Origin of the sequence: Providencia sp. PROV202, assembly GCF_028479565.1 — a bacterium.
Lineage (GTDB): Bacteria > Pseudomonadota > Gammaproteobacteria > Enterobacterales > Enterobacteriaceae > Providencia > Providencia zhijiangensis.
In genome coordinates this window covers 236,976-261,835 of the sequence record NZ_JAMPNV010000004.1, presented here as the reverse complement: position 1 = coordinate 261,835, position 24,860 = coordinate 236,976, and the positions used below count along the sequence as shown (strand labels likewise).

General features: G+C 44.4%; 25 protein-coding genes. 20 read left to right on the top strand and 5 right to left on the bottom strand.

Annotation, left to right across the window (positions count from 1 at the left end):
* From motB to PR799_RS02745, 9 genes are all read left to right on the top strand, one after another.
* The gene (gene motB, locus PR799_RS02785) at window positions 1-936 is read left to right on the top strand and encodes a flagellar motor protein MotB (RefSeq protein ID WP_154628444.1); all 936 of its coding nucleotides are present in this window, start codon (window positions 1-3) and stop codon (window positions 934-936) included.
* A 92-nt stretch (window positions 937-1,028) separates the two neighbouring features.
* The gene (gene cheA, locus PR799_RS02780; protein WP_272521202.1) at window positions 1,029-3,233 is read left to right on the top strand and encodes a chemotaxis protein CheA; all 2,205 of its coding nucleotides are present in this window, start codon (window positions 1,029-1,031) and stop codon (window positions 3,231-3,233) included.
* A 16-nt stretch (window positions 3,234-3,249) separates the two neighbouring features.
* Complete coding sequence (gene cheW / locus PR799_RS02775; protein ID WP_006662059.1) at window positions 3,250-3,747, top strand: chemotaxis protein CheW; 498 nt, start codon at window positions 3,250-3,252, stop codon at window positions 3,745-3,747.
* A 120-nt stretch (window positions 3,748-3,867) separates the two neighbouring features.
* Entirely contained in the window at window positions 3,868-5,553 is a 1,686-nt protein-coding gene (locus PR799_RS02770) for a methyl-accepting chemotaxis protein (protein ID WP_272521201.1), read from the top strand.
* 112 nt (window positions 5,554-5,665) lie between these two features.
* The gene (locus tag PR799_RS02765; protein ID WP_272521200.1) at window positions 5,666-7,231 is read left to right on the top strand and encodes a methyl-accepting chemotaxis protein; all 1,566 of its coding nucleotides are present in this window, start codon (window positions 5,666-5,668) and stop codon (window positions 7,229-7,231) included.
* 158 nt (window positions 7,232-7,389) lie between these two features.
* Window positions 7,390-8,229: a CheR family methyltransferase gene (locus PR799_RS02760; RefSeq protein ID WP_154604179.1), complete on the top strand. Its 840-nt coding sequence runs from the start codon at window positions 7,390-7,392 to the stop codon at window positions 8,227-8,229.
* The gene (locus PR799_RS02755; RefSeq protein WP_154628449.1) at window positions 8,226-9,293 is read left to right on the top strand and encodes a protein-glutamate methylesterase/protein-glutamine glutaminase; all 1,068 of its coding nucleotides are present in this window, start codon (window positions 8,226-8,228) and stop codon (window positions 9,291-9,293) included. The genes PR799_RS02760 and PR799_RS02755 overlap by 4 nt, the downstream gene beginning before the upstream one ends.
* A 42-nt stretch (window positions 9,294-9,335) precedes the next feature.
* Window positions 9,336-9,728, top strand: coding sequence for a chemotaxis response regulator CheY (gene cheY, locus PR799_RS02750; protein WP_036951481.1), 393 nt, complete (start codon window positions 9,336-9,338; stop codon window positions 9,726-9,728).
* Between the two features lie 24 nt (window positions 9,729-9,752).
* Complete coding sequence (locus PR799_RS02745; protein ID WP_272521199.1) at window positions 9,753-10,397, top strand: protein phosphatase CheZ; 645 nt, start codon at window positions 9,753-9,755, stop codon at window positions 10,395-10,397.
* A gap of 117 nt (window positions 10,398-10,514) precedes the next feature.
* On the opposite strand, the gene PR799_RS02740 is transcribed toward PR799_RS02745, so the two are convergent.
* The gene (locus tag PR799_RS02740) at window positions 10,515-10,937 is read right to left on the bottom strand and encodes a CcdB family protein (protein ID WP_272521198.1); all 423 of its coding nucleotides are present in this window, start codon (window positions 10,935-10,937) and stop codon (window positions 10,515-10,517) included.
* A 32-nt stretch (window positions 10,938-10,969) separates the two neighbouring features.
* Window positions 10,970-11,317, bottom strand: coding sequence for an HNH nuclease YajD (gene yajD, locus PR799_RS02735; protein ID WP_154604173.1), 348 nt, complete (start codon window positions 11,315-11,317; stop codon window positions 10,970-10,972).
* Window positions 11,318-11,601: 284 nt separating this feature from the next.
* Here yajD and flhB point away from each other — a divergent pair, with 284 nt between their 5' ends.
* Together flhB and flhA are read left to right on the top strand one after the other, a co-directional pair.
* Entirely contained in the window at window positions 11,602-12,753 is a 1,152-nt protein-coding gene (gene flhB / locus PR799_RS02730; RefSeq protein ID WP_181478385.1) for a flagellar biosynthesis protein FlhB, read from the top strand.
* The gene (gene flhA / locus PR799_RS02725) at window positions 12,746-14,842 is read left to right on the top strand and encodes a flagellar biosynthesis protein FlhA (RefSeq protein ID WP_154628452.1); all 2,097 of its coding nucleotides are present in this window, start codon (window positions 12,746-12,748) and stop codon (window positions 14,840-14,842) included. The genes flhB and flhA overlap by 8 nt, the downstream gene beginning before the upstream one ends.
* Window positions 14,843-15,312: 470 nt before the next feature.
* Here flhA and PR799_RS02720 read toward each other — a convergent pair whose 3' ends face one another.
* The 3 genes from PR799_RS02720 to flgA all read right to left on the bottom strand — a co-directional run bounded on the left by PR799_RS02720 (window position 15,313) and on the right by flgA (window position 16,985).
* Window positions 15,313-15,753, bottom strand: a complete 441-nt coding sequence (locus PR799_RS02720; RefSeq protein ID WP_154628453.1) for a flagella synthesis protein FlgN — start codon at window positions 15,751-15,753, stop codon at window positions 15,313-15,315.
* An 11-nt stretch (window positions 15,754-15,764) separates the two neighbouring features.
* Window positions 15,765-16,067: a flagellar biosynthesis anti-sigma factor FlgM gene (gene flgM, locus PR799_RS02715; protein ID WP_272521197.1), complete on the bottom strand. Its 303-nt coding sequence runs from the start codon at window positions 16,065-16,067 to the stop codon at window positions 15,765-15,767.
* Window positions 16,068-16,313: 246 nt separating this feature from the next.
* Complete coding sequence (flgA, locus tag PR799_RS02710) at window positions 16,314-16,985, bottom strand: flagellar basal body P-ring formation chaperone FlgA (RefSeq protein WP_154628455.1); 672 nt, start codon at window positions 16,983-16,985, stop codon at window positions 16,314-16,316.
* A gap of 240 nt (window positions 16,986-17,225) precedes the next feature.
* Between flgA and flgB the strand changes: the two genes are divergently transcribed.
* The 9 genes from flgB to flgJ all read left to right on the top strand — a co-directional run bounded on the left by flgB (window position 17,226) and on the right by flgJ (window position 24,789).
* Complete coding sequence (gene flgB, locus PR799_RS02705; protein WP_006657508.1) at window positions 17,226-17,639, top strand: flagellar basal body rod protein FlgB; 414 nt, start codon at window positions 17,226-17,228, stop codon at window positions 17,637-17,639.
* Window positions 17,640-17,644: 5 nt separating this feature from the next.
* Window positions 17,645-18,049: a flagellar basal body rod protein FlgC gene (gene flgC / locus PR799_RS02700; RefSeq protein WP_036951457.1), complete on the top strand. Its 405-nt coding sequence runs from the start codon at window positions 17,645-17,647 to the stop codon at window positions 18,047-18,049.
* Window positions 18,050-18,061: 12 nt separating this feature from the next.
* Window positions 18,062-18,928 carry a flagellar hook assembly protein FlgD gene (locus tag PR799_RS02695; RefSeq protein WP_272521196.1) on the top strand — a complete coding sequence of 289 codons (867 nt, stop codon included), beginning with the start codon at window positions 18,062-18,064 and terminating at the stop codon, window positions 18,926-18,928.
* Between the two features lie 45 nt (window positions 18,929-18,973).
* Window positions 18,974-20,242 (top strand): flagellar hook protein FlgE, encoded by a 1,269-nt coding sequence (flgE, locus tag PR799_RS02690; RefSeq protein ID WP_036951452.1) that lies wholly within the window; start codon window positions 18,974-18,976, stop codon window positions 20,240-20,242.
* A gap of 15 nt (window positions 20,243-20,257) precedes the next feature.
* Window positions 20,258-21,013: a flagellar basal body rod protein FlgF gene (locus PR799_RS02685; RefSeq protein ID WP_154604164.1), complete on the top strand. Its 756-nt coding sequence runs from the start codon at window positions 20,258-20,260 to the stop codon at window positions 21,011-21,013.
* Between the two features lie 47 nt (window positions 21,014-21,060).
* Window positions 21,061-21,843: a flagellar basal-body rod protein FlgG gene (gene flgG / locus PR799_RS02680; RefSeq protein WP_006657513.1), complete on the top strand. Its 783-nt coding sequence runs from the start codon at window positions 21,061-21,063 to the stop codon at window positions 21,841-21,843.
* Window positions 21,844-21,923: 80 nt separating this feature from the next.
* Entirely contained in the window at window positions 21,924-22,658 is a 735-nt protein-coding gene (locus PR799_RS02675; protein WP_154628524.1) for a flagellar basal body L-ring protein FlgH, read from the top strand.
* A 35-nt stretch (window positions 22,659-22,693) separates the two neighbouring features.
* On the top strand, window positions 22,694-23,809 hold the full coding sequence (locus PR799_RS02670; RefSeq protein ID WP_272521195.1) for a flagellar basal body P-ring protein FlgI: 1,116 nt from the start codon (window positions 22,694-22,696) through the stop codon (window positions 23,807-23,809).
* Window positions 23,809-24,789 carry a flagellar assembly peptidoglycan hydrolase FlgJ gene (gene flgJ / locus PR799_RS02665; protein ID WP_272521194.1) on the top strand — a complete coding sequence of 327 codons (981 nt, stop codon included), beginning with the start codon at window positions 23,809-23,811 and terminating at the stop codon, window positions 24,787-24,789. Before PR799_RS02670 ends, flgJ begins: the two co-directional genes overlap by 1 nt.
* Window positions 24,790-24,860 lie beyond the last annotated feature (71 nt).

Here is a 24,860-nt window from a genome sequence, read left to right as displayed (position 1 = left end):
ATGGCAGCCAATGGCCCTCAAATTATTCGTGTTAAGAAAAAAGGCGGTCATCAGCAGCACGCCCATGGCGGTGCATGGAAAATTGCATACGCTGATTTTATGACTGCGATGATGGCATTCTTTCTGGTTATGTGGCTGATCTCCATCTCCAGTCCTCAAGAATTAACCAAGATAGCGGAGTATTTTCGTACTCCGCTCAGTACTGCCATCAATCCAGGAACGAAAAGCGGAGATGCCACTAACCCCATTCCCGGCGGTGGAAAAGATCCGATTTTTCGTGATGGTGATGTAATGCCAGAGCCAAATAACATCATTTCCGGTGATGCAAATTATCGCTTTGAAAAATTAAAAGAAAATCTAGAGCAAGCGATTTTACAAGACCCGCGTTTGAATGAATTAAAACCCCATTTGTTGATTGACATGATCAACGATGGTTTACGAATTCAAATCGTAGATAGCGCCAATCGCCCTATGTTTAAAGTAGGCTCTGCCATCGTTGAACCTTACATGCGCGATATTCTGCGCGCGATTGCACCACTACTCAATGATGTTCCGAATCGCATTAGTATTTCTGGACATACGGATGACTTGCCGTATGCCAGCGAAGCCTATTACAGCAACTGGGAACTCTCATCCGATAGAGCCAACGCTTCTCGCCGTGAGCTGATCATGGGGGGAATGGATGAGCGCAAAGTTTTACGCGTAGTAGGAATGGCCTCGTCCATCCATTTAGACAAAGAAAACGGCTTAGCACCCGTCAACCGGCGGATCAGCATCATCGTATTGAATGAAGATGAAACAAATCAAATTTTACATGAATACGATGGCGCAACACCGATTAACGATGTGCTGAAAAAAGGCCCACAAGATGTGCCAATACCGGCAAACAGTGATGTCGTGACTGTGAAGGTGACAAAGTCACCCGATAAACAGTGATGATAAAAACCATAATCACCCGAATCTCACTACTGCCGGATTTATCCGGCAGTCAGTGTTAAGTGAAACTTAAGCGAAATTGGATAAAAAGCATGGATATTACCGAGTTTTATCAAACATTTTTCGATGAAGCCGATGAGTTGCTTAGGGATATGGAACAGCATTTGCTTGAGCTTGATCCTATTGACCCAGATAGCGAGCAGCTCAATGCCATATTCCGCAGTGCCCACTCAATTAAAGGTGGGGCGGCAACCTTTGGTTTCACTCATCTGCAAAATACCACACATACCTTAGAAAACTTGCTCGATAAGGCACGTCACGATGAGCTGACATTAACGCCAGATATTATTGACGTTTTCTTAGATGCAAAAGATGTGATGGTGTCCCAATTGGATGCCTATAAAAATGACTCATTACCGGATGATGAGACATTCAAACGCATTTGTGATGTGCTCAAAAGCATTGAACATGATGTCAGCGAGATCGGCTCGGAAGAGGTTGCCGCGATTGTTAACGCGAGTACCAAAGAGACTGACGATGTTGTGGATGACAGTGTTGTAGATGACGATGCTGCGACGGATGAGTCTTCCTCAGAAACCGCGATGCAAACTCATGCCGCATTGACAAATAACGAATTCTCTCACTATTTCATCATTACGTTGAACGGTCTGAAATCAACGGAAGTGGATGTATTAGCAGATGAATTAGGCTTATTCGGTAGCTTGTTTGGCTCTGAAAAAAGTGATTCTAGCTTAAAAGCGTGGCTAGGAACCAATACGGATATCGACGATATCTGTGGCGTGCTGTGTTTCGTCGTGGATGAGTCTCAAATCCAGCATAGCGAAATCAGTTTTGAAGAGTGCCTGCGTGCAACACAAGGTAGCAACCAGAAAAGTAAAGTTGCTGCAACTCTCGAAGAACTGGAAGCAACGGTGGAAGAGTTGGCGGCAATGGTTGAAACACCAACCGAGCCAGTTGAATCGCCTAAAGTGGCGGTTGCGGCACCGGCACTTGTTACAGCGCCAGCACCATCATCTGTACCATCATCCGCTGCCGCTAAAAAAGCAGTTGCAGCGAAGCCCAAAGGGGATTCAAGCAGCATCCGTGTTGCCGTTGAAAAAGTTGACCAACTGATCAACTTAGTGGGCGAACTGGTGATCATCCAGTCAATGCTAACTCAGCATAGCCAACAAGTTGACCAAAACGAATATGCAGATTTACTCAGTTCTATCGTTCAATTAGAGCGTAACTCACGGGCTTTACAAGAGTCAGTCATGTCTATTCGTATGATGCCGATGGATTATGTCTTCAGTCGCTTCCCACGTATGGTGCGCGATATTGCCTCTAAACTGGGTAAGAAAATCGAATTGAAAGTGGAAGGTAGCTCAACTGAATTAGACAAGAGCCTTATCGAACGCATCGTCGATCCACTCAATCACCTTGTCCGTAACAGTCTCGATCATGGTATTGAAAAACCAGAAGTTCGTTTGGCAAATGGTAAGCCTGAAGCGGGAACATTGACGCTGTCTGCGGCGCATCAAAGCGGCAATATTTGCATCGAAGTACGCGATGATGGAGCCGGGCTAAACCGCGAACGAATTCTGGCTAAAGCTCGCTCTCAAGGCATGAATGTTCATGATGGCATGACCAATGACGAAGTTGCGATGTTGATCATGGCGCCAGGCTTCTCAACCGCCGAAGTTGTGACTGATGTATCGGGCCGTGGTGTCGGAATGGACGTGGTTAAACGAAACATTCAAGACATGGGTGGGCGCATTCAAATCGGTTTCACGGAAGGTAAAGGCACCATCATTCGTATTTTACTGCCATTAACCTTAGCCATTCTTGATGGTATGTCAGTCAAAGTCTCTGACGATGTGTTTATCGTGCCACTTAGCGCGATTATTAGCACATTACAGCCACGTCCAGAGGATATCTATCGCCTCGCAGGTGAAGAAAAAATGCTGCTCGTTCGCGGTGAATATTTACCACTGATCGAATTGCATCACGTCTTTTCTATCGAAAACGCCGAACCAAATCTCGCCAATAGTATTGCGCTGATCATCCAAAATGCGGGGCATCGCTTTGCTTTATTGGTTGACAAGCTGGTAGGGCAGCAGCAGGTCGTGGTGAAAAACATCGAAAGTAATTATCGCAAAATTCCGGGAATTTCGGCTGCCACCATCATGGGTGATGGTTCTGTTTCGCTGATTTTAGACGTCGCAGAATTGCAGAGAATGAACAACAACATTTTGATTAATAAGAAACAGCCTGTTTCTCAACCAGTAATGCACTAAATAGAGGTTATATACCATGTCTATGTTAGATGACGATTTAAACAAGCTTGAAGAAGAAAAGAATGGCGAAGGCTACCTCATTTTTACGCTTGGTGAAGAAGAGTACGGAATCGAAATTTTAAAAGTGCAGGAAATTCGTGGTTATGAGCAAGTGACTCGTATCGCGAATACCCCTGACTTTATTAAAGGCGTCACCAACTTGCGTGGCGTCATTATTCCGATCATCGATCTGCGCATTAAGTTTTCCCATGAAAATGTGGTTTACAACGACAACACCGTTGTCATCGTTGTGAACTTAAAAGACCGTGTCGTGGGAATTGTGGTTGATGGTGTTTCTGATGTGCTGGTGCTGCATGAAGAACAAATCGCACCGCCGCCAGATTTCGCGGTGACATTATCCACTCAGTATCTGACCGGGTTAGGAACGGTAGGCGAACGTATGTTGATTCTGGTTGATATTGAAAAATTATTGACCAGTGAAGAGATGGCGTTAATCGACAATATCGCGGAATAACGTGTCATTAGATGCGTTAAATACGCTGATAATTTGCTCAAAAATGGTAAGTGATTAACTAAAGTTTTTGAGCAACTGTCCGATATCCAAACTACAACAACACTATGTTAGTAAAACACCATGTACAGTCGAATTAAAATCGTATCAGGACTTTTGTCCGTTATTTTTGTATTTATTTTATTGCAGCTGGTATCGAGTGGTTTGATGTTTACCAAACTCGGCGATAACAGCGACAGTATTAATTATTTGAATTCTCTCCAACGCCAAAGACTCGTTCTGACTCAAAGCTGGGTCAACTTATTGCAAGCTCGTTCTGATTTAAACCGCTCCATTAACGCGTATTTATTAGAAGAGTTAAGCATTAAAGATGATGCTTCTGCTGCGGATCTTATTGCTTCAGCGAAAGGTAAATTTAAAGCCGCCGATGAAGCGTATGACAGCTACAGAAAGTTGATGGCAAACGCAGATGTGGATAAGGGGTTATTTGATAACTTACTGAAATCCTACGAGGATTACCGTGTTGCATTAACCAAATTGGCGGAATATGCAGAGAAGGGGGACTTAAACGGCTTCTATGCGCATAGAACCTCAGGGCTACAAGCCAAATTTGAAGAGCAGTTTGGTCTCTATTTTGGTGAAATTTCTTCAGATTTTGAAAATGAAGTGGTGAATGCAGAATCCAATTACCGTCAATCTCTATATTTACTGGTTATTTTATCGGTACTGTTAGCGGTGATCAGCGTGATTAGCTATCGCTATGTACGTAAAGGGATCACTGAGCCATTAAATACACTGATCGAGCGCATTAAAGTGTTCGCTTCAGGGGATTTAACGCCAAAAATTGATACCTCAGCGAACAATGAAATTGGTGAGTTAGCGCGTGGTGCCCAACACATGCAACAAGAGCTGATCAACACGGTTCGTGGTGTACTGGATGGCAGTGAAACTATCTATCAGGGTACCACTGAAATCGCAGCGGGTAACAATGACTTATCTTCGCGTACCGAGCAGCAAGTGGCTTGCTTAGAAGAAACGTCAGCAAGTATGAGTGAACTGACGGCGACGGTTAAACAAAACACTGAGTACGCGCATCAAGCCAGTGAGTTCGCTAGCCAAGCCTCTGTTATTGCAAAAGAAGGCGGCAAAGTGGTGTCTAACGTGGTTCATACCATGCGCAACATCGCAGATAGCTCGCAAAAAATCTCTGATATTACCGCGGTTATCGACAGCATTGCTTTCCAAACCAATATTCTTGCACTGAACGCTGCCGTTGAAGCCGCGCGTGCTGGTGAACATGGTCGTGGATTTGCGGTGGTTGCCGATGAAGTTCGTAGCCTTGCTCAACGCAGTGCAGATGCAGCAAAAGAGATCAAAGGCTTGATTGAAGACTCTGTTTCTAGAACAGACGTCGGGGCTCGCCAAGCAGAAGATGCTGGTGAAACAATGACAAAAATTGTCGACTCAGTCACACGTGTTACTGACATCATGACGCATATCGCAACCGCGTCTGATGAGCAGAGCAAAGGTATTGCTCAAGTGAGTATTGCCGTGGAAGAGATGGACAAAGTGACTCAGCAAAACGCCTCACTCGTTGAGCAATCCGCTGTTGCTGCAAATGTACTGGAAGAGCAAGTCGCTAAGCTTTCTCAGTTGATCTCCATTTTCCGTTTACCTGCAATGGATCAAGCAAAAGTACGCAACGCACAACCTGCACCAAGAACAGTATCTAATATTGTTAAAACACCAGATTTATCCAAAATCGCATCGAAAAATCATAAAGATGACGATAACTGGGAAACCTTTTAAGGGTAAATCTGTTCGAGCGCTGTGAGAGTTTCTCTCGCAGCGCTTTTATATGTTTAAGCTCGATAATTAAAAAAGGGCCAAACTTTTGGCTGGCATAAGTAGGGGATTAAATATGTTAGGAAAGAATATCCGAATTTCAGTGAGCTTATACTTACTCCTGATTTTATTTTGTGGCATGCAGTTAACCTCAAGCGGCGTCTCTGTCGGTATCGTTAACAGCGAATTAAAAGCGCTAGAAAGAATCGATATGGGTTCTAAAAAACGCGCATTACTGGAAGAGACCAGTAAAAACTTAATGCAGGCGCGTAATAGCCTGACCCAAATTGCCTTACTGATGAAAGTCGGAGACCACGTTCCATTAATCGAAGAAACCCGTGTTGTTTTCGATAACTACTTAGTTTCAGCTAACAAATCGTATAACGAATTCAAAACTCAGCCAGTGCTAAGCGAAAAAGAAAACTTAGCGGCATTGGAAGAAAAATTTAATGCTTTTGTCGTCACCTTAAACGCATTGAAAGGTAATCTTGATAACAACGATGTTGCGGCCTATATCAATTTGCCTGCACAACAAAACCAAGATGAATTAATCAGTGTTATTAATAACTACCTCTCTGTTTTAAACGACGAAAGTAATGCTTCTATTGCGGATGCAAGATTTTATAACCAATTTGCATGGGTCTCATTCTTCACCGTTATTGTCATTATTTTCGGTGTGATTGCCGTTGTACACCTATGGTTAAAACGTAAAGTCATTTCACCATTAAACAGCATGAGTGAACACTTTATGCACGTTGCGGAAGGGAAACTAAATCAGAATATTGAAATTAATTTCCGTGATGAAATCGGTGATGTATTCGAAAAATTAAAAGTCATGCAGCAGTCACTGGCAAAAACCGTCACCTCTATTCGTTCTAATACAGACCAAATGTATACGGGTATTCGTGAGATTGCTTTAGGGAATAATAATTTATCATCAAGAACAGAACAGCAGGCTGCCTCGTTAGAAGAGACGGCGGCGAGCATGGAAGAATTAACGGCGACGGTGAAACAAAACGCGGATAACGCCCGTCAAGCTAGTGAACTTGCAGTAAGTGCATCGCGTACGGCGACCAAAGGCGGTGAAATCACGGAAGGTGTGATTGACACCATGACTGCAATTTCGAACAGCTCTCAGAAAATTAGCGCCATTATCAGTGTTATTGATGGCATCGCTTTCCAGACCAATATTCTTGCATTGAATGCAGCAGTAGAAGCGGCGCGTGCGGGTGAGCAAGGTCGTGGATTCTCGGTAGTTGCAGGTGAAGTTCGCGCATTAGCACAGCGAAGCGCTGAAGCGGCGAAAGAGATTAAAGGCTTGATTGACGAATCGGTTGGACGCGTGAACCAAGGTTCTCAGTTGGTGAATGAAGCAGGTCAAACTATGAATGAATTGGTTGCCGCCGTTAATCAGGTGACCGAATTGATGGGCAACATTGCGTCTGCATCGAATGAACAGAGCCGAGGTATTGAGCAAGTCGCGATTGCGGTAACCCAAATGGATTCTGTTACACAACAAAACGCCGCATTAGTAGAGCAATCAACGAGTGCAACAGCGGCACTTGAAGACCAAGCCAATAATCTGGTCGAGACAGTGGAGTTTTTCGAATTACCAGAACAATCCACCCGAGTTAGACGGTAATGGGTATCCACGCAATAGCGTGAATAATGAAGTCTCAATCTAGATAACGTGAGTTGGGGTGAGACGGTTAACTAGACAATTCACAAGTTAGACGATGATAGTTAGGCAGCCACTTTCGGCTGCCTCGCCGGTTTTTATTGAATAGGACGACAAGTACGATGCTATTAGTACCACAGATAGAACCTTTGACTGATGACGAGTTTGGTCGGGTTTGTCGATTTATTCATAAAAAGTCTGGAATAGTCCTTACGATGAATAAGAAAAATATGGTCTATAACCGCTTATTAAAGCGTTTACGTGACTGTAATATCGACAATTTTTCTGACTACTTACGAATGTTAGAACGTGAACCGTTGAATGCGGAATGGCAAGCATTCATCAATGCACTGACCACAAACTTAACGGCATTCTTTCGAGAGCCTCACCACTTTGCGACATTGACGGATTTTTTAAAAAGCCGCCGAAATAGCAATATCAATATTTGGTGTTCGGCCTCTTCGACAGGGGAAGAACCTTATTCTATCGCCATGACAGTGAGTGATGTTCTGGGGGCAAACGCCATCAATGCCAAGGTCGTTGCCAGCGATATTGACACGGAAGTATTAGAGAAAGCGAAGCAAGGGATCTATCGAATCGAAGAGCTCAAAACCCTGACAGCACTCCAACGGCAGCGCTACTTCATGAAAGGGGTGGGTGAATACGAAGGGTTTGCTCGCGTAAAGCCCGCTCTTAGCAACATGATTGAGTTTCGTTACTTAAACCTGACTGAAGGCGATTGGCAATTACAACATCGCTTCGATGCGATTTTTTGTCGTAACGTCATGATTTATTTTGACAAGGAAATGCAGATAAAACTGCTAGAGCGCTTTGCGCCACTGCTCAAGCCGGATGGCTTATTGTTTATTGGTCACTCTGAAAATATTTCGCAATTGACAAAACAGTTCGTGATCAATGGGCAGACCGTCTACAGCTTAGCGTCGGCGAGGAGAGGACAATGAAAAAAATAAAAGTATTGTGCGTCGATGACTCTGCACTAATGCGCCAATTGATGCGTGAAATTATCAACAGTCACTCTGATATGGAAGTGGTCGACACGGCGCCAGATCCGTATGTTGCTCGGGATTTGATTAAGCAACTGGAGCCAGATGTTATTACCCTCGATGTTGAAATGCCGAGAATGGATGGGATTGATTTCTTAGAAAAATTGATGCGGCTACATCCAATTCCGGTCGTCATGGTATCCACATTAACCTCTAAAGGTTCTGAAGTGACATTAAAGGCTTTAGAGCTGGGCGCTGTGGATTTTGTGACAAAGCCACAGATTGGTATTCGCGAAACCATGATGAGTTATCGCGATATGATCGGTGAAAAAATTCGCGCAGCGGCGATGTCTAAAATGTCGCAGCGTAACCGTTTTGCTCGAACAGAGAAAAAAGTCGCAGAGCCGACGACTCTAGCTAAACCTCTGACGCCATACGTGTGCAACAACCGCGTGATAGCAGTGGGCGCATCAACCGGTGGAACAGAAGCAATCCGTCAATTTTTAGAGATGCTGCCTAGAGAGTGCCCTCCTGTGGTGATCACTCAGCATATGCCTGCAGGCTTCACCCGCTCTTTTGCTGAACGTTTAAATAAACTGTGTGCACTCACGGTTAAAGAGGCAGAGCACAACGAAGTTTTACAAAAAGGCTGTGCGTATATCGCGCCGGGTGATTCACATATGCTGATTGCCGATAAAGGCAAAGGCTACCAAGTGGTGTTGGAGCAGAGCGATCCGGTTAACCGCCATCGTCCTTCCGTTGATGTGCTATTTGACTCAGTCGCTAAGCATGTCGGACGTAAATGTATTGGTATTTTGTTGACGGGGATGGGAATGGATGGTGCCAAAGGCCTACTCAACCTGCGTCAACAAGGGGCTTTCACTTACGCTCAAAATGAAAGTAGCTGTGTAGTATTTGGTATGCCACGTGCCGCAATCGAAATGAATGCGGCAGATGAAGTGCTGGATCTACTGAAAATTGCCCCTAGCGTATTAACAAAACTTTCTACTGTCACCGTTTAGTGGTGGCAGTTTATTTATCATTGTATTTTTGAAGGAGTGGTTATGGCCGCTAAAGATCTGAGTTTTCTGGTTGTCGATGACTTTTCTACTATGCGTCGCATCGTCCGTAACTTATTAAAAGAACTTGGTTTTAACAAAATTGAAGAAGCGGAAGATGGCGTTGATGCCCTCGAAAAAATCCGTGCTGGGAATATTGATTTTGTGGTTGCAGACTGGAATATGCCAAACATGGATGGTTTAGAGTTACTTAAAACCATTCGTGGTGATGATGCACTAAAACATATCCCTGTCTTAATGGTGACCGCAGAAGCGAAAAAAGAAAACATCATTGCGGCAGCACAAGCTGGTGCAAGCGGCTATGTTGTGAAACCGTTTACCGCCGCTATCCTCGAAGAAAAATTAAATAAAGTATTTGAAAAAATGGGGCTGCAATAATCGCGGGCGGTAAAGGAGACAGTGATGATTGAACAAGTAACAATGAATGGCAGCCGTAATGGGACTGGCAACGAAGATCTAAAACACGTCATTACACGCATTGGAACTCTGATGAGAACCTTACGTGAAAGTATGCGTGAGTTGGGTCTTGAGAAAAGTGTTCAGCAGGCAGTAGCAAGTATTCCAGACGGTAAAGATCGCCTGCGTTATATTGCCCAAATGACAGCCCAAGCGGCAGAAAAAACACTCAACGGCATTGATGTTATCAAACCGCTGCAAGTGGAAATGAACAAAAATGCGATTGCGTTGCAGCAACAGTGGGAAGAAGTGGCATCCGGTGAAGTCTCCGAAGCGTTACGCGGCTCCACTCAAGCATTTTTGGGACAAGTTATCCAAGATAGCGAAGTGACTAAAGCTGAATTACTAGAAATCATGATGGCGCAAGACTTCCAAGACTTAACGGGTCAAGTCGTCAAAAAAATGATGGAAGTGGTTGAAGAAGCAGAGAAACAGCTATTAGCGTTGCTGATGGAAAATACACCACCAGAAATGCGAGTGAAAACTCAAAGTGAAAGCCTGCTCAATGGTCCTCAGATTAATAAAGAAGGTGTGAATGTGATGGCATCACAGTCGCAGGTGGATGATCTGTTAGATGAATTAGGTTTCTAATTCGTTCGCTTCTTCGTGATATTTTGAGCTATAGCGTTATTGGCTGAGTTTGCCTTCTTGCTATGGCTCAAATTATTTAGGGTAGTTGTGCATCATTATTTTATTCGCGATTTTTAATCAAAACCCATCGGCCAGTAGGTCTATCGCACTTTTGATTTTATCTCTTTGGTACTCAATGCAAATAATCTCTTTTCCTAGCATGGATTTAGAGATGGCTGACATCAAATGAGTCATCAGTACAAAGGGTTGCCCTTCAATATCAATAATTGGGTTAAGTCGAATCGGCAGGGCAGCTTGCAGATGACGTGTATCAAATAATGGAATGATAAGGCGTGTTGTTAGGTCATCAATAATGTCACTTTGTACATCCAAAAGATAAGGATAGTTGGTTAGCTCTTCGTAGAGGGTGTGCAATAAGATGCAATTTCTGATAAATGGCTGGATAGCGCGCCGAAAAATGAAACTATAATGCTGGAATAGAGAGACGAAGGCTGGAAATGCAAGGCTAACAGTCGGAAGAAACGCAGGCTTGAATAGCATTTCAAACCTGCGAGAACAAAATGCGGATGCGATTATTTCTTTTTATCTAGCATCGCTTTTAAATCGGCAAATGGGTTATAAGTGGCTTCACCCACATCTTTTTGTGCATCTTCACCCGCAACCACATTCGTTCCATACTGGTCGGCTTCTGTATACTTAGAATGTTCATGATCGTGACAGAAGAGACACAATAACTCCCAATTACTCCCATCTTCAGGGTTATTGGTATGGTCATGATCGATATGATGAACGGTTAATTCTCTCAGATTCGAATAAACGAATTCCCGCGTGCAGCGCCCGCATATCCATGGATAAATTTTAAGTGCTTTTTCACGGTACCCACTTTCTAAGCGAGCATAGTTTTTAGGGATCAGAGCCATAACGAATATCACCTGCTATAAATAGAGTATTTTACATTGATGTTATCAATATACCCCATTTTACGGAGTGGGTATTATAGGACGTGATTTTTTAGGTCATCTTTTTTGACTTTCTTTCTTTTTACCTTTCATTTACCTCTTTGCGAAGCGCTTCGCAAAGTTGTTGTCATATTGCTCAATAGCCAAAAAACCCCTGCGAAGTACGTCTATTTTCCACCATTGATTTTTTTACACTCTGTCATGCTATAGCGACTATGCGTATAGCCTAATTTTTTGGAAGTCACGTGTCCGACGAAAGTGATGTAGAAAAAACAGAAGAACCCACGCCCCATAAAAAGCAGAAAGCGAAAGATGACGGGCAAATTGTTCGCTCCAAAGAATTAAGCTCCCTCATGATGATGTTGGCTGGAGTCAGTTTGCTGTGGCTAAGTGGCGGGCATTTGGCAAACCAGCTACGACAAATCATGCGCCAAGGATTTATCTTTGACGGTCATTATCTGCAAAACACCGGGTTGATGCTCAGTTATTTGGGGAGGGTAGTTAGTGAGGCGTTATTTGCGCTATTTCCAATCATTGGGGGGTTAGCGCTGGTGGGGATCTCTGCATCGTCATTGGTGGGTGGATTGTTATTTAATAGCAAATTGATTAAGTTTGATTTGAAAAAATTAAATCCAATCAAGGGATTAAAGCGAATTTTCTCCATGAATGCCTTATCTGAATTGTTTAAGGCAATATTAAAATCACTGTTTGTGGGGTTAGGCGCGTCCATATTTCTCTGGCAAAGTTGGCCATCGTTACTCCATTTGGTGATGGAACCACCGACAACGGCGTTGGCAAACGCACTCGAGAAGGTGATTTTTGCGGGTTATTTAATTGTTTTTCTATTAATCCCGATGGTGGCATTTGATGTGTTTTATCAATTTCGCTCTCACTTGAAAAAGTTACGGATGAGCCGCCAAGAAATTAAAGACGAATTTAAGCAACAAGAGGGCGATCCTCACATTAAAGCCAAAATTCGTCAGCAACAACGAGCGATTGCGCGTAACCGAATGATGGCAGATGTACCCAGTGCGGATGTGATTGTCACCAACCCGACTCACTACGCTGTCGCCCTAAAATATGACGATAAAAAAATGGGGGCGCCGAAAGTCTTGGCAAAAGGCGCGGGGGTTATTGCCCAACGTATTAAAGAAATTGGTGCAGAGCACCGTATTTTACAGCTTGAAGCTCCACCGCTCGCGCGTGCGTTATATCGCCATGCGGAGATTGGACAAAGTATCCCTGTTGCGCTGTATGCAGCGGTAGCAGAAGTTTTAGCATGGGTTTACCAATTACGCCGCTGGCGTCGTGAAGGTGGCCTGAAACCAAAGAAACCGAAAAATTTACCAGTGCCACCGACGCTGGATTTTGCTGGAGATAACAATCGCGATGGCTAATTTGGCTACACTTTTAAAATTGCCGAAAAATTTACAAGGAACTCAGTGGCAAATCCTCGCTGGACCCGTGCTGATATTACTGATTCTGTCGATGATGGTTCTGCCATTACCGGCATTCCTGCTGGATTTACTATTCACCTTTAACATCGCGCTGTCCATTATGGTGCTGTTAGTGGCGATGTTCACCAAACGGACATTGGATTTTGCCGCATTCCCCACCATTTTGCTGTTCGCAACCTTATTGCGCCTATCTTTGAATATCGCTTCAACGCGTATCATTCTGCTAGATGGTCATACTGGACCGGATGCCGCAGGGCGCGTTGTCGAAGCCTTTGGTCACTTCTTGGTTGGCGGTAACTTTGCCATTGGTATTGTCGTTTTCATTATCTTGGTTCTGATTAACTTTATGGTTATCACCAAGGGTGCGGGGCGTATCGCCGAAGTAGGCGCTCGCTTTGTGCTTGATGGAATGCCGGGTAAGCAAATGGCCATCGATGCCGATTTAAACGCCGGTATTATCAATGATGATGAAGCGAAAAAACGCCGAGCAGAAGTGACCCAAGAAGCCGATTTTTACGGTTCAATGGACGGTGCGAGTAAATTCGTCCGTGGTGATGCCGTCGCCGGAATTATGATCATGGTGATAAATGTCATCGGTGGTTTGATTATCGGTGTAGGCCAGCACCATATGACCCTCGGTGATGCAACGAGCGCTTATACCTTATTAACCATCGGTGATGGTCTAGTCGCTCAAATTCCAGCATTGATTATCTCGACAGCAGCGGGGGTTATCGTCACTCGCGTTGCAACTGATGAAGATGTTGGTGAGCAGATGGTCACTCAACTGTTTAATAACCCGCGCGTGATGTGGCTCAGTGCTGGGGTATTAGGGTTGATTGGACTTATTCCGGGGATGCCTAACTTTGTTTTCCTACTGTTCACCGCGGCATTGGCTGCATTAGGGTGGTATCTGGTAAAACGTGCTCGCAATCCAGAAAAAACGATGGATGATAGTCAAGCGCAACATTTCCAAGAGGCCAATAAAGTGGTCGAAGCCACATGGGATGATGTGCAGTTAGAAGATTTACTGGCAATGGAAGTCGGTTATCGCCTAATTCCGCTGGTTGATAACGATCAGCAAGGGGAGCTATTGGGTCGACTTCGTGGGCTACGTAAAAAATTTGCTCAGGAAGTTGGATACTTACCTCCAGTAGTGCATATTTGCGACAATCTAGAATTATCCCCATGTGAATATCGCATTCTTATCAAAGGGGCTGAGGTGGGGCGCGGAGAAGCTCAACCAGGACGCAACTTAGCGATTGACCCAGGCAATGCGGCGGGAACCTTACAAGGGGATATGACTAAAGAGCCTGCATTTGGTCTACCTGCAGTATGGATTGACGATGACTTGCGCGAACAAGCTCAAATTCAAGGTTATACCGTTGTTTCCGCAAGTACCGCGGTAGCAACGCACTTCAATCAAATCTTACTGCAATACTCGAGCACGCTTTTTGGTCGTCAAGAAGCCCAAATGTTGTATGACCGCGTGAAAAAAGAGATGCCAAAACTGGCGGATGACCTGATCCCAGACACCATTTCTCTGACCATCTTGCACCGCGTCTTACAAAACCTACTCATGGAAGATGTGGTCATCCGCGACATGCGTACCATTATTGAGACGCTGGCTGAAATGGCGGGTGAAAATGGTGAACAAAAAGATACCGATTACCTCACTTCTCAGGTGCGTATTGCTCTAGGACGTGCTATTACCCAGCAATGGTTTGGTAGCGCTGAAGAGATTCAAGTGATTGGGTTGGATGCGAAGTTGGAGCAAATCCTGCTACAAGCTGCGAAGAATGGTGGTGGTTTAGAGCCAAATTTAGCCCAGTTTATTCAAACTCAAGCTGAAGAGGCGGTGGGGCATCAAGAAGCCATGGGCGCACCAACGGTGCTGTTAGTGAATCATGCACTGAGACTGATTTTATCCCGCTTCCTGCGTCGTAGCTTGCCGCAGTTAGTGGTGATGTCCAATTTAGAAATGTCAGATCACCGTAAGATTAGAATGACATCAATGATCAGCGGGTCATAAACAGTCGATTGATTTCAAGTTAACGAAACACAAATAAATATCACAATAGGCAGTGTAGTGAGATGAGCGCATAACTCCTCACTCACTGCCTATTTTCTTGCGCGTCAGTTTTATACAAAAGCACCGTTAAGGTCTTTGCGGACTTTAAACCGAATGGTGCGAACGGCATCAAGTCTTACGAATATGAGCCAAAAAATGCTAGATATTAATCATTAAAGTGCATCGATATCTATACATAATCATAGTGTAAATAACATAACAGACACATTGAAGGAATTATTGGAATTTGTTAAAGGGCTAGAAAAAATCGGGGTTACAGATGGAGAGGTTGTGAAATGTATTGAGGTGAGAATAAAAGCAAGAAAAGCGAAATTTAATCGGCCAAAAGGCTGAGTTTAATAAACCAAAAAGACTCTGATCATTTAACCAGATAAAAATAGGGGGTGAGGAAAATAGGTTTAGCCAGAAATCTAAATTGAAATTTTCTTTCCTAACGCAGGGCGTTTAGATTCTAAGCCGTCAGCACCGTAAGTTGACTGATTATTATGCTTTTTCACAAAATTTAGACGTTGTGCATTCAGCTCAATATGCAGTTGAAGCATTTGGTGATTACGATAATTTAAATCTTTTAGCTGAGCCGTCAGGTCTTTAATTGTATTCCAAGTGTGGCTAAGCGCTGGGTTACCTTCATACGGCGCAACGATTTTTGCTTGCTCTTCCAGTCGTAAACGGTGGTTCTCGCCATGACTGATAGCGGCAACTAAAAAACGCTTTTGCTCCGTTGTTTCCTGAAATGGAGAAGGTGGCACACGATGGTAACCCAGTAATAGCTCTTCATTTTTCATCACAATTTCCAGTGACTGCAAATGACCAAGCTGCTGTTCTAATAGGAGTAATAATTCGTCGTTCATAGTCGTTCAGTTTATTTCATAGAAAGCATGCATTCATGAGCGTCACGTAAAATGCCATCAGCGATTTTACCTGCATCCATAGTTAACGTGCCGTCTTTAATGGCTTGTTTGATTTTTTCAACTTTAGTCACATCAATATCAGAAGCTTGAGGCTGAAGTAATTTCTTTTGTAACTCACTCGGTGCAAAAGTGCTTTCTTTAACGGCTTCATTTGCGGAGACTTTTTTCTCACGAACCAGCGCTGCGGTTTCTTGTGGATCGCGAGTGGTGACCTGAGTCAAGGCAGAGATTGCAGATGTTTGCTCAATAGCCATAGTATTTTTCCTGTTCCCGATATTTTTGATATAGAAGGTTATCGGCAGATATTAGTGAACCTTTAATATTCGGTTAGTTTTCAAATTACCAGCGAGATAAGTAATTTTACTTAAATCGCGATGTAAATCCTGATAATTAACTGCATATTTAACTACTTCAGACGAATTGCAAAAATTATACCTGTAATTCGCTTCAAAAACAGAAAATTATCACGCTATAACTTGATGATTTAATTTTAAATTAAGCTAGTTAAGCGCCACTTGAACACTGCCATTTTCTTGAGCTTCACCATTGACCACTTGCCCATTGATGAGTCGAACCCGAATATTCTCACCCATCGCAGCATTATTAATGGCTCGGCCTTCATACTTAACGGAAAAGTTATTGCCAGTAGCAAATACATACACGGTTTGACCCGCTTTAATAGCCCAAGGGCGCCTAACCATTGAGCGAGTAAACGTCTGCCCAGCAGTAATATTGCGAAGGGCTAACGTACCACGCAGTGCCATTTTGTCGGTAGATGCCCCAGATGGCAATTGATGAATAAGCCCTTTTTTGGTGCCAATATCCACAAATTCAATGGTTTCTCCCCGCTGAATATTGCGGGTAGCAACATAATATTGCCCGGTGACATTCACCGTCAGCTGTAAATACTGTTTTTTCTTATCGCACTGCACTGGCAATGAGATATTCCCCATATTACGACCCCCACTGGGTAAGCCAATTTGCGGCTTATCACAATTTGGCCATTTATCAATTGGGGTTTTTATTTCAATTGAAACGCTATTTTGTTTTCCATGAATTTTACGGAAATACTGGTCAATATCTTGTGGAAGAGATGCTTGCACAGAAAAAGAAAATAGGTTTAATATACTGATAATTAAAATATATTTAATTGAAAAAATAGTTTTTATCATCCCATTTCCTTTTTCATCCAATACCTTTTCACCCTTGAAGTTTACCTACATCGTCAATAATGAATGAGGCAAATAGGTCAATTATTTTGCCTTTATCTCGCCATTAGATTTTTTATCTGCCAGCTAATATGAGCATCGAATTTCTATATTCAAACTTTGCGTTTATAAAAACTGCAATTAAAAGATTCTTAATTTTCGTCTAAATCGATTAGGAATTAACTGAAATCCATTGAGGAAACCATGATTGATAAATTAGATGCCACCTTTGCTTTTCAGCAACGGGCTTTGTCCATAAGAGAAGCAAGACAGACTGTTTTGGCTTCTAACATCGCCAATGCGGATACCCCCGGTTATCAAGCGCGTGATATTGATTTTAATCGTCAATTACAACAAGCGATGGATAAAGGCGTGGTGAAAGGAAAGGGTATTTCACTGGCAGTGACAGCCAAAGGACATATTGAAGGCCATGATATGAAGCCTGCTGCACTGGATCTGAAATATCGCGTGCCTTATCAAACTTCAATGGATGGAAATACGGTTGATATGGATGTTGAACGCAGCCAATTTGCTGATAACACATTGAAATATCAAGCCGATCTTACATTCATCAATAGCCAAGTCAAAAGTATGTTGGCCGTTCTACAACAAGGGTAAGGGTTATGGGTTTACTCAGTATTTTTGATATCTCCTCTTCTGCATTAACCGCGCAATCTCAGCGTTTAAACGTTAGTGCGAGTAACATGGCGAACGCAGAAAGTGTGGTGGGTCCTGATGGTGAACCATACCGCGCGAAGCAAGTGGTTTTTCAAATGGCACCACAAGGTCGTAACCAAGTCGGTGGCGTTCGTGTGAGTGAATTAATCGAAGATCCCGCTCCCCCGCGTATGGAATACAAGCCCGGTCATCCTCTTGCAGATGAAAAGGGCTATGTGAAGATGCCTAACGTCGATACCGTGGGTGAAATGATCAACACCATCTCCGCATCGCGTAGCTATCAAGCCAACTTAGAAGTCATGAATACCGCTAAAACATTGCTACAGAAAACCTTAACGCTAGGTCAGTAACGGAGACGCGCAATGGGAATTTCTGCCTCAATGAATGATTCTTTGGATAACACAGTTGCTGGACCTGCAGCTGCAGCGAGTAACATTCCAAAGAAAAGTCAAAGTGATGATATGCGTGACACATTTTTAACCATGATTGTCACGCAAATGCAGAACCAAGATCCGACCAAACCAATGGATAACGCGGATTTAACGGGGCAATTGGCGCAGATAGCCACGCTTGAGAGTATGAATAAACTCAGCGATAGCGTTACCGGAATTTCGCAACAAATTGGGTCTGGACAGTCATTACAGGCGACGCAACTAGTGGGCAAAGGGGTGCTTATCCCGCGCAATGAAATTGTGCTTGCGCCACTGAAAAAAGAGAGCAACGGCGAAAATAGCAATGTGGCTAAGCCGGCTAACCCGTTACCTGATGATGTGATTAGCGCGAATAGCCCATCTAATTTTGGGCTCAGTAATTTTGGTGCAACAGAAGGTAATGAAGGCGGGGACGGTACTGAAGAGCCGCAAACCGATTACATTTCATCGCCATTTGGTTTCTTCCTACCGAAGATGGCCGATAGCGTTGAAATTACCATTCGAGACAAAAACCGCACCGTCGTCCGTACCATCACCTATGACTCAGAAGTGAAACCCGATATTTACGATATGGCATGGGATGGTCGCGATAACAACGGCAATGTGGTTGCCGATCCGAAAGGTAAATATTTCTTTGATGTGAAAGCCGTCAGGATGGGGTCTGAAATTGAGGTCACCAAACTCGGTTATACCCGAGTCAATGGTGTCACACCTGGCTCAGATGCACCATTACTGGATGTTGGAATAGGGCAAAGCGTGCCACTAAGCAGCATCTTTAAAGTGTATCCCGCATCTTAATTTTATTCCCCAAACTTTTATTCCCCAAATATTCATGGAGAAAATATGTCTTTTTCACAAGCAGTCAGTGGCTTAAATGCAGCATCAGCGGGGCTAGACTCGATTGGTAACAACATTGCCAACTCCGCAACTAACGGTTTTAAAGGGGCGACAACCTCGTTTGCTGATATGTTTGCCGGCTCCGGTGTTGGGCTAGGTGTTAACGTTGCAGCCGTCACTCAAAACTTCAAAGATGGTCCAATTACCCGTACTGATAGAGCAACCGACGTTGCGATTTCCGGTAACGGTTTTTTCCGTGTTCAAGACCAAAACGGTGATGTTTATTACAGCCGTGACGGTCAATTCCTGCGTGATAAAAGCGGTAACTTAGTCAACAACCAAGGCATGGTAGTGACTGGATATCCGGCAAGCGTGGATGAGAAAGGCAATATCACAGTACAAAGTGGTGGTGTTCCGGCTGGCATGAATATCCCAACGGATATGATGGATGCGAAGCAATCTGATTTAGCTAAGTTAACGATTAACTTGAACTCAGAAGATAAAGTTAAAGATAAGCCTTTTGATCCAAACAAGCCTGATGATATCGCGACATATAACTTCAGCACTACCATGACAGCTTATGACAGCCAAGGTAACACCCATGAAATTTCTGTTTATTTTGTGAAGGATGCAGATAACAAATGGAGTGCATACGCTAAAGATTCTAGTGAAACTAAAGCTGAAAAACTGGGGGAGCTAGAATTTGACGGTAACGGTAAGCTAATGACTGAAAAAGTTGTCAAAGGCCCAAACCCTGGTGACCCAGATACTACGGTTCAATTACCAACAACGTTTGCTTTCCCATTCAAAGGCTTAAATGGTGCGAATGATGGTACTCTACAAGTTGATTTGGGCAAAACCCGTCAACAAAAAGTGAGCGAATCTTCAGTCAGTGCTATTGATGTTAACGGCTACCCTGCGGGTGAATACACCACCTTCAAAATCGAAGATAACGGTCTGATTGTTGCTAACTACTCCAACCAACAAAAACGCGTTGTGGGTCAAATTGCGTTATCCGCATTTGCTAACCCGAATGGTTTAGTTTCCCAAGGTGGTAACGTCTGGGCTGCATCAAATGCTTCTGGTAACCCAATGGATGGCGTTCCGGGTGTAGGTCAATTCGGTAAATTAACCAGTGGTGCGCTGGAATCGTCCAACGTGGATATGAGCCAAGAACTGATCAGCATGATTGTGATGCAGCGTAACTATCAGTCCAACGCCCAAACCATTAAGACCCAAGACCAGATGTTACAAACACTGGTTAACTTACGTTAATCCTAGAGGCTGGCGATGGATCATGTCATTTATACCGCAATGGGCGGGGCGCGTCATGCGCTTGAAAACCAAAGTATTGTGTCGAATAACATTGCGAACGTTTCAACGGCGGGTTTTAAAGCTCAGCTGTCAGCGATGCGTGCAGTGCCTATTCATGGTGATACCGAGCAGACGCGTACGTTAGTTGTCGCATCAACACCCGGTGCGGATATGAGCCAAGGTCAACTGAACTATACCGGTAGACCGATGGATGTTGCGTTGAATGATAAACACTTTTTGGCAGTCGCTTTAGGCGATGGCACTGAAGCGTATACCCGCAACGGTAACATTCAAATTTCGCCAGACGGTGAATTGATGATTGGTGAGCGCGTGTTACAAGGTGATGGCGGTGCTATTAACGTGCCACCGAATGCGGAATTAACTATCGGTAACGATGGCACCATTACCGCGTTGCTGGCAACCGATCCACCAACCATGTTGGGACAGATTGGCCGCCTCAAAGTGGTTGAAGCGCAGCCGCAAGACTTAGTCCGTGGTGAAGATGGATTATTCCATTTATCCCCTCAGGCGCAAGCAGCGAATGGAGAGGGATTACCGATGAGCGAGCGTGCTGTCGTGACTTCTGGGGTGATTGAGGGCAGTAACGTCAATGCCGCTGAAGCCATGGTCTCCATGATTGCCAATGCTCGCCATTTTGAAATGCAAATGAAAGTGATCCACAGCGCAGACGAAAATGCGCAGCGTGCCAATCAACTACTTACGATCAGCTAATCACTAACAGCTAGCCGCTGGACGGCAATTGTTAGTAAGGAATGACTATGATCCGCTCTTTATGGATTGCAAAAACAGGGCTTGATGCTCAACAAACAAACCTAGACGTAATTTCCAACAACTTGGCAAACGTCAGCACCAACGGTTTTAAACGCCAACGTGCGGTATTTGAAGATTTACTGTACCAAAACATCCGTCAACCGGGTGCGATGAGTTCAGAACAAACCTCATTACCATCAGGTTTACAAATGGGTACCGGTGCGCGCCCAGTGGCGACAGTACGTATTCATAGCCAAGGTAACTTGAACAAAACCGGCACGACCACGGATATCGCCATTAAAGGTCAAGGTTTTTTACACGTTCAGATGCCTGATGGTACCGATGCTTACACCCGTGATGGTGCGCTTCAGCGTAACCAAGATGGCCAGTTAGTGACATCGAGTGGCTATCAAGTGGTTCCGGCGATCATGATCCCTGAAAACGCCAACAGCTTGAGTATTGCCCGCGATGGTACGGTTTCAGTCACCGTGTATGGAGACAACCAACCACAGCAAATCGGTCAAATCACGTTAACCACTTTTATTAACGATGCTGGCTTAGAAAGCATGGGTGAAAACCTGTACATGGAAACCGCAAGTTCAGGTGCACCGAATGAGAGTGCTCCGGGCACCAACGGCGCGGGCTTGCTGTATCAAGGCATGTTAGAAACCTCAAACGTTAACGTTGCAGAAGAGTTGGTGAACATGATCCAAACTCAACGTGCATACGAAATTAACAGCAAAGCAGTTTCTGCATCAGACCAAATGCTGCAACGTCTGACACAGCTGTAAGTAAGGATGGCAGTTCATGAATAACATCGTGAACTGCCTTTCGTGATGACAAAGGTATCCAGTAGCAAAAGAGTCGCATGATGATTGAAAACGGTATTGTTCCTAAGCGGAGAAAAACAGTGTTACAGACCACAAAATCCGTCTGTTTGGTTGCGGCAGTGGCGGTCACATTAAATGGCTGTGCACATATTAAGCCACGCCCGCTGGTGGACACACAAACCAGTGCAGTACCGACTGCACCCACAGCACCCGCTCCTAACGGTGCTATTTTTCAGAGTGCTCAACCTGCTTACTACGGCTACCAGCCGCTATTTGAAGACAGAAGGCCTCGTAATGTTGGCGATATCTTAACGATCAACTTACAAGAAAACGTGAGTGCGAGTAAAAACTCGTCTGCAAATGCAAACCGTAGCGGAAAAACCGGATTCTTGGCAGCGATTCTGCCTGGGTTTATGCAAGGTTGGTTAGGCGGTAGCAACACAGAAATTGATGTGAAAGGAAACAGCGACTTTAACGGCAAAGGTGGCGCAAATGCCAATAATACCTTTAAAGGCACAATTACCGTGACCGTTGACCAGTTATTAGCAAATGGCAATTTACATGTCGTGGGTGAAAAACGCATTGCGATTAATCAGGGAACGGAATCTATTCGTTTCTCCGGCGTGGTAAACCCGCGCACGATTGGCGCAGATAACAATGTAAGTTCCACGCAAGTGGCTGATGCTCGGATTGAATACGTTGGTGATGGCTATATCAACGAGTCCCAAACAATGGGGTGGCTACAGCGCTTTTTCTTAAATGTATCCCCTTACTAAGTGAATATCCGTCAGCTAATAGCCGAGAAAAATCAATGAAAAACAAATTATTCGTTCTCATTTCATTTGTTTGCCTTTTCGGGAGCCTATTTGTTGCTCCTGCCTACAGCGAACGAATTAAAGATCTCACCACGGTGCAAGGGGTGAGAGATAACCCATTAATTGGTTATGGTTTAGTGGTCGGATTGGATGGAACGGGTGACCAAACCATGCAAACGCCATTTACCACTCAAAGCTTAAATAACATGCTGTCCCAAATGGGCATTACCGTTCCAGCGGGAACCAACATGCAGTTGAAAAACGTTGCAGCAGTTATGGTCACGGCAAAGATGCCGCCATTTGGTCGCTCTGGTCAATCGGTGGATGTGGTTGTCTCCTCGATGGGTAACGCAAAAAGCTTACGTGGTGGTACCTTGCTGATGACACCATTAAAAGGGGTTGATGGGCAAATTTACGCGATGGCGCAAGGTAATGTTTTAGTTGGCGGAGCAGGGGCTAGCGCGGGTGGAAGCAGTGTAAAAGTCAACCAGCTTAATGGTGGGCGTATTACTGATGGTGCAACGATTGAACGTGAACTTGCCAGTAGCTTTGGTCAAAGTGGTGCTATCAACCTGCAACTTAACGAAGACAGTTTCGCATTAGCGCAAGACATTTCAGATGCGATTAACCGTCTGGGAGGAGTGGGTTCTGCTCGAGCATTAGATTCGCGAACTGTTCAATTACTCGTTCCTGCAAATAACACGGACCAAGTCCGCTTTTTATCGCGAGTTCAAGAGCTGAACGTACGTACGCCGATGGCAGAAGCCAAAGTTATTCTGAATTCACGCACTGGCTCTGTGGTGATTAACCGCAGTGTGACGTTGGATAGTTGTGCGGTCGCGCATGGCAGCTTAGCTGTGACAGTTGACCGTCAAACCCAAGTTAACCAACCCAATACGCCATTTGCTGGCGGACAAACGGTGGTCACTCGTAACACCAATATTGGCGTGAAAGAGCAAGGTGGGGCGCTGCAAAAAGTGAATGCAAGCGTTCAACTTAACCAAGTTATCCAGGCGCTCAATACCTTAGGGGCAACGCCAACAGATTTAATGTCTATCTTGCAAGCGATGGAAAGTGCGGGCTGCCTACGTGCGAAACTGGAGATCATCTAATGAGCGATATGCAGTTATTACAAGGGGCTGCGTATGATGTCCAGTCGTTAACCAGTTTAAAAGGCGAGTTAAACAAATCGCCGGAACAAGGGCTGCGTCAAGTGACGCAGCAACTGGAAGCAACATTCGTGGAAATGATGCTCAAAAGCATGCGTTCTGCATTACCGCAGGATGGCATGTTCTCCAGCGACCAAACGCGCATGATGACCAGTATGTATGACCAACAAATTGCTCAAGACCTTGCCCAAAAAGGGCTTGGTTTTGGGGAAATGATGTATCAGCAACTGACCCGTGACCAATCACCAAGCTCACCCTCACAAGGCGCTTTTATGCCACTCAATGAGCAGGATCTGCAATCGTTGCCACCGTTCGCGTTAGAGCAAATGGTACGACGATTCGCCCCTGCTATGGGGGATGCACTGGCATCACCTTTCAAGCAAATCAAATCCTTATCACTCAATAGCAGCAATTTTATCAATCAATTGATTGAGCCTGCTAAAAATGCCAGTGAAAAAAGTGGTATTTCCCATTTCTTAATTCTGGCGCAAGCGGCGTTAGAAAGTGGTTGGGGAAAACGAGAAATTCTGACTGCGGAAGGTAAAACCAGCCATAACTTATTTGGTATTAAAGCGGGTAAAAATTGGCAAGGACCGGTCACGAATATTATGACCACGGAAGTGATCAACGGCAAAACCATCAAAATGCGCGATGATTTCCGGGTGTATGGCTCCTATGAAGAGGCGATTTCCGACTATATTAGCCTGTTAACGGAAAATCCTCGCTATAAAGATGTTAAACACGCCGCAACCCCAGAAATTGCAGCACGTCGCCTCCATAAAGCAGGGTATGCGACCGACCCTGGATATTCAGACAAATTGATCACGTTAATTAACCAGATTCGTGGTTCGGGCAGTGTGGCGAATACCTCGGCGTCACGGGCGATTCAAGCTTATAACATCGACTTAAACGATATCTTTTAAAGCATCTTAATAAATCAAAGTTTGCGCTAAACATTTGCGCCAATTTTCCGATAAATAAATAAGTGAAAAAT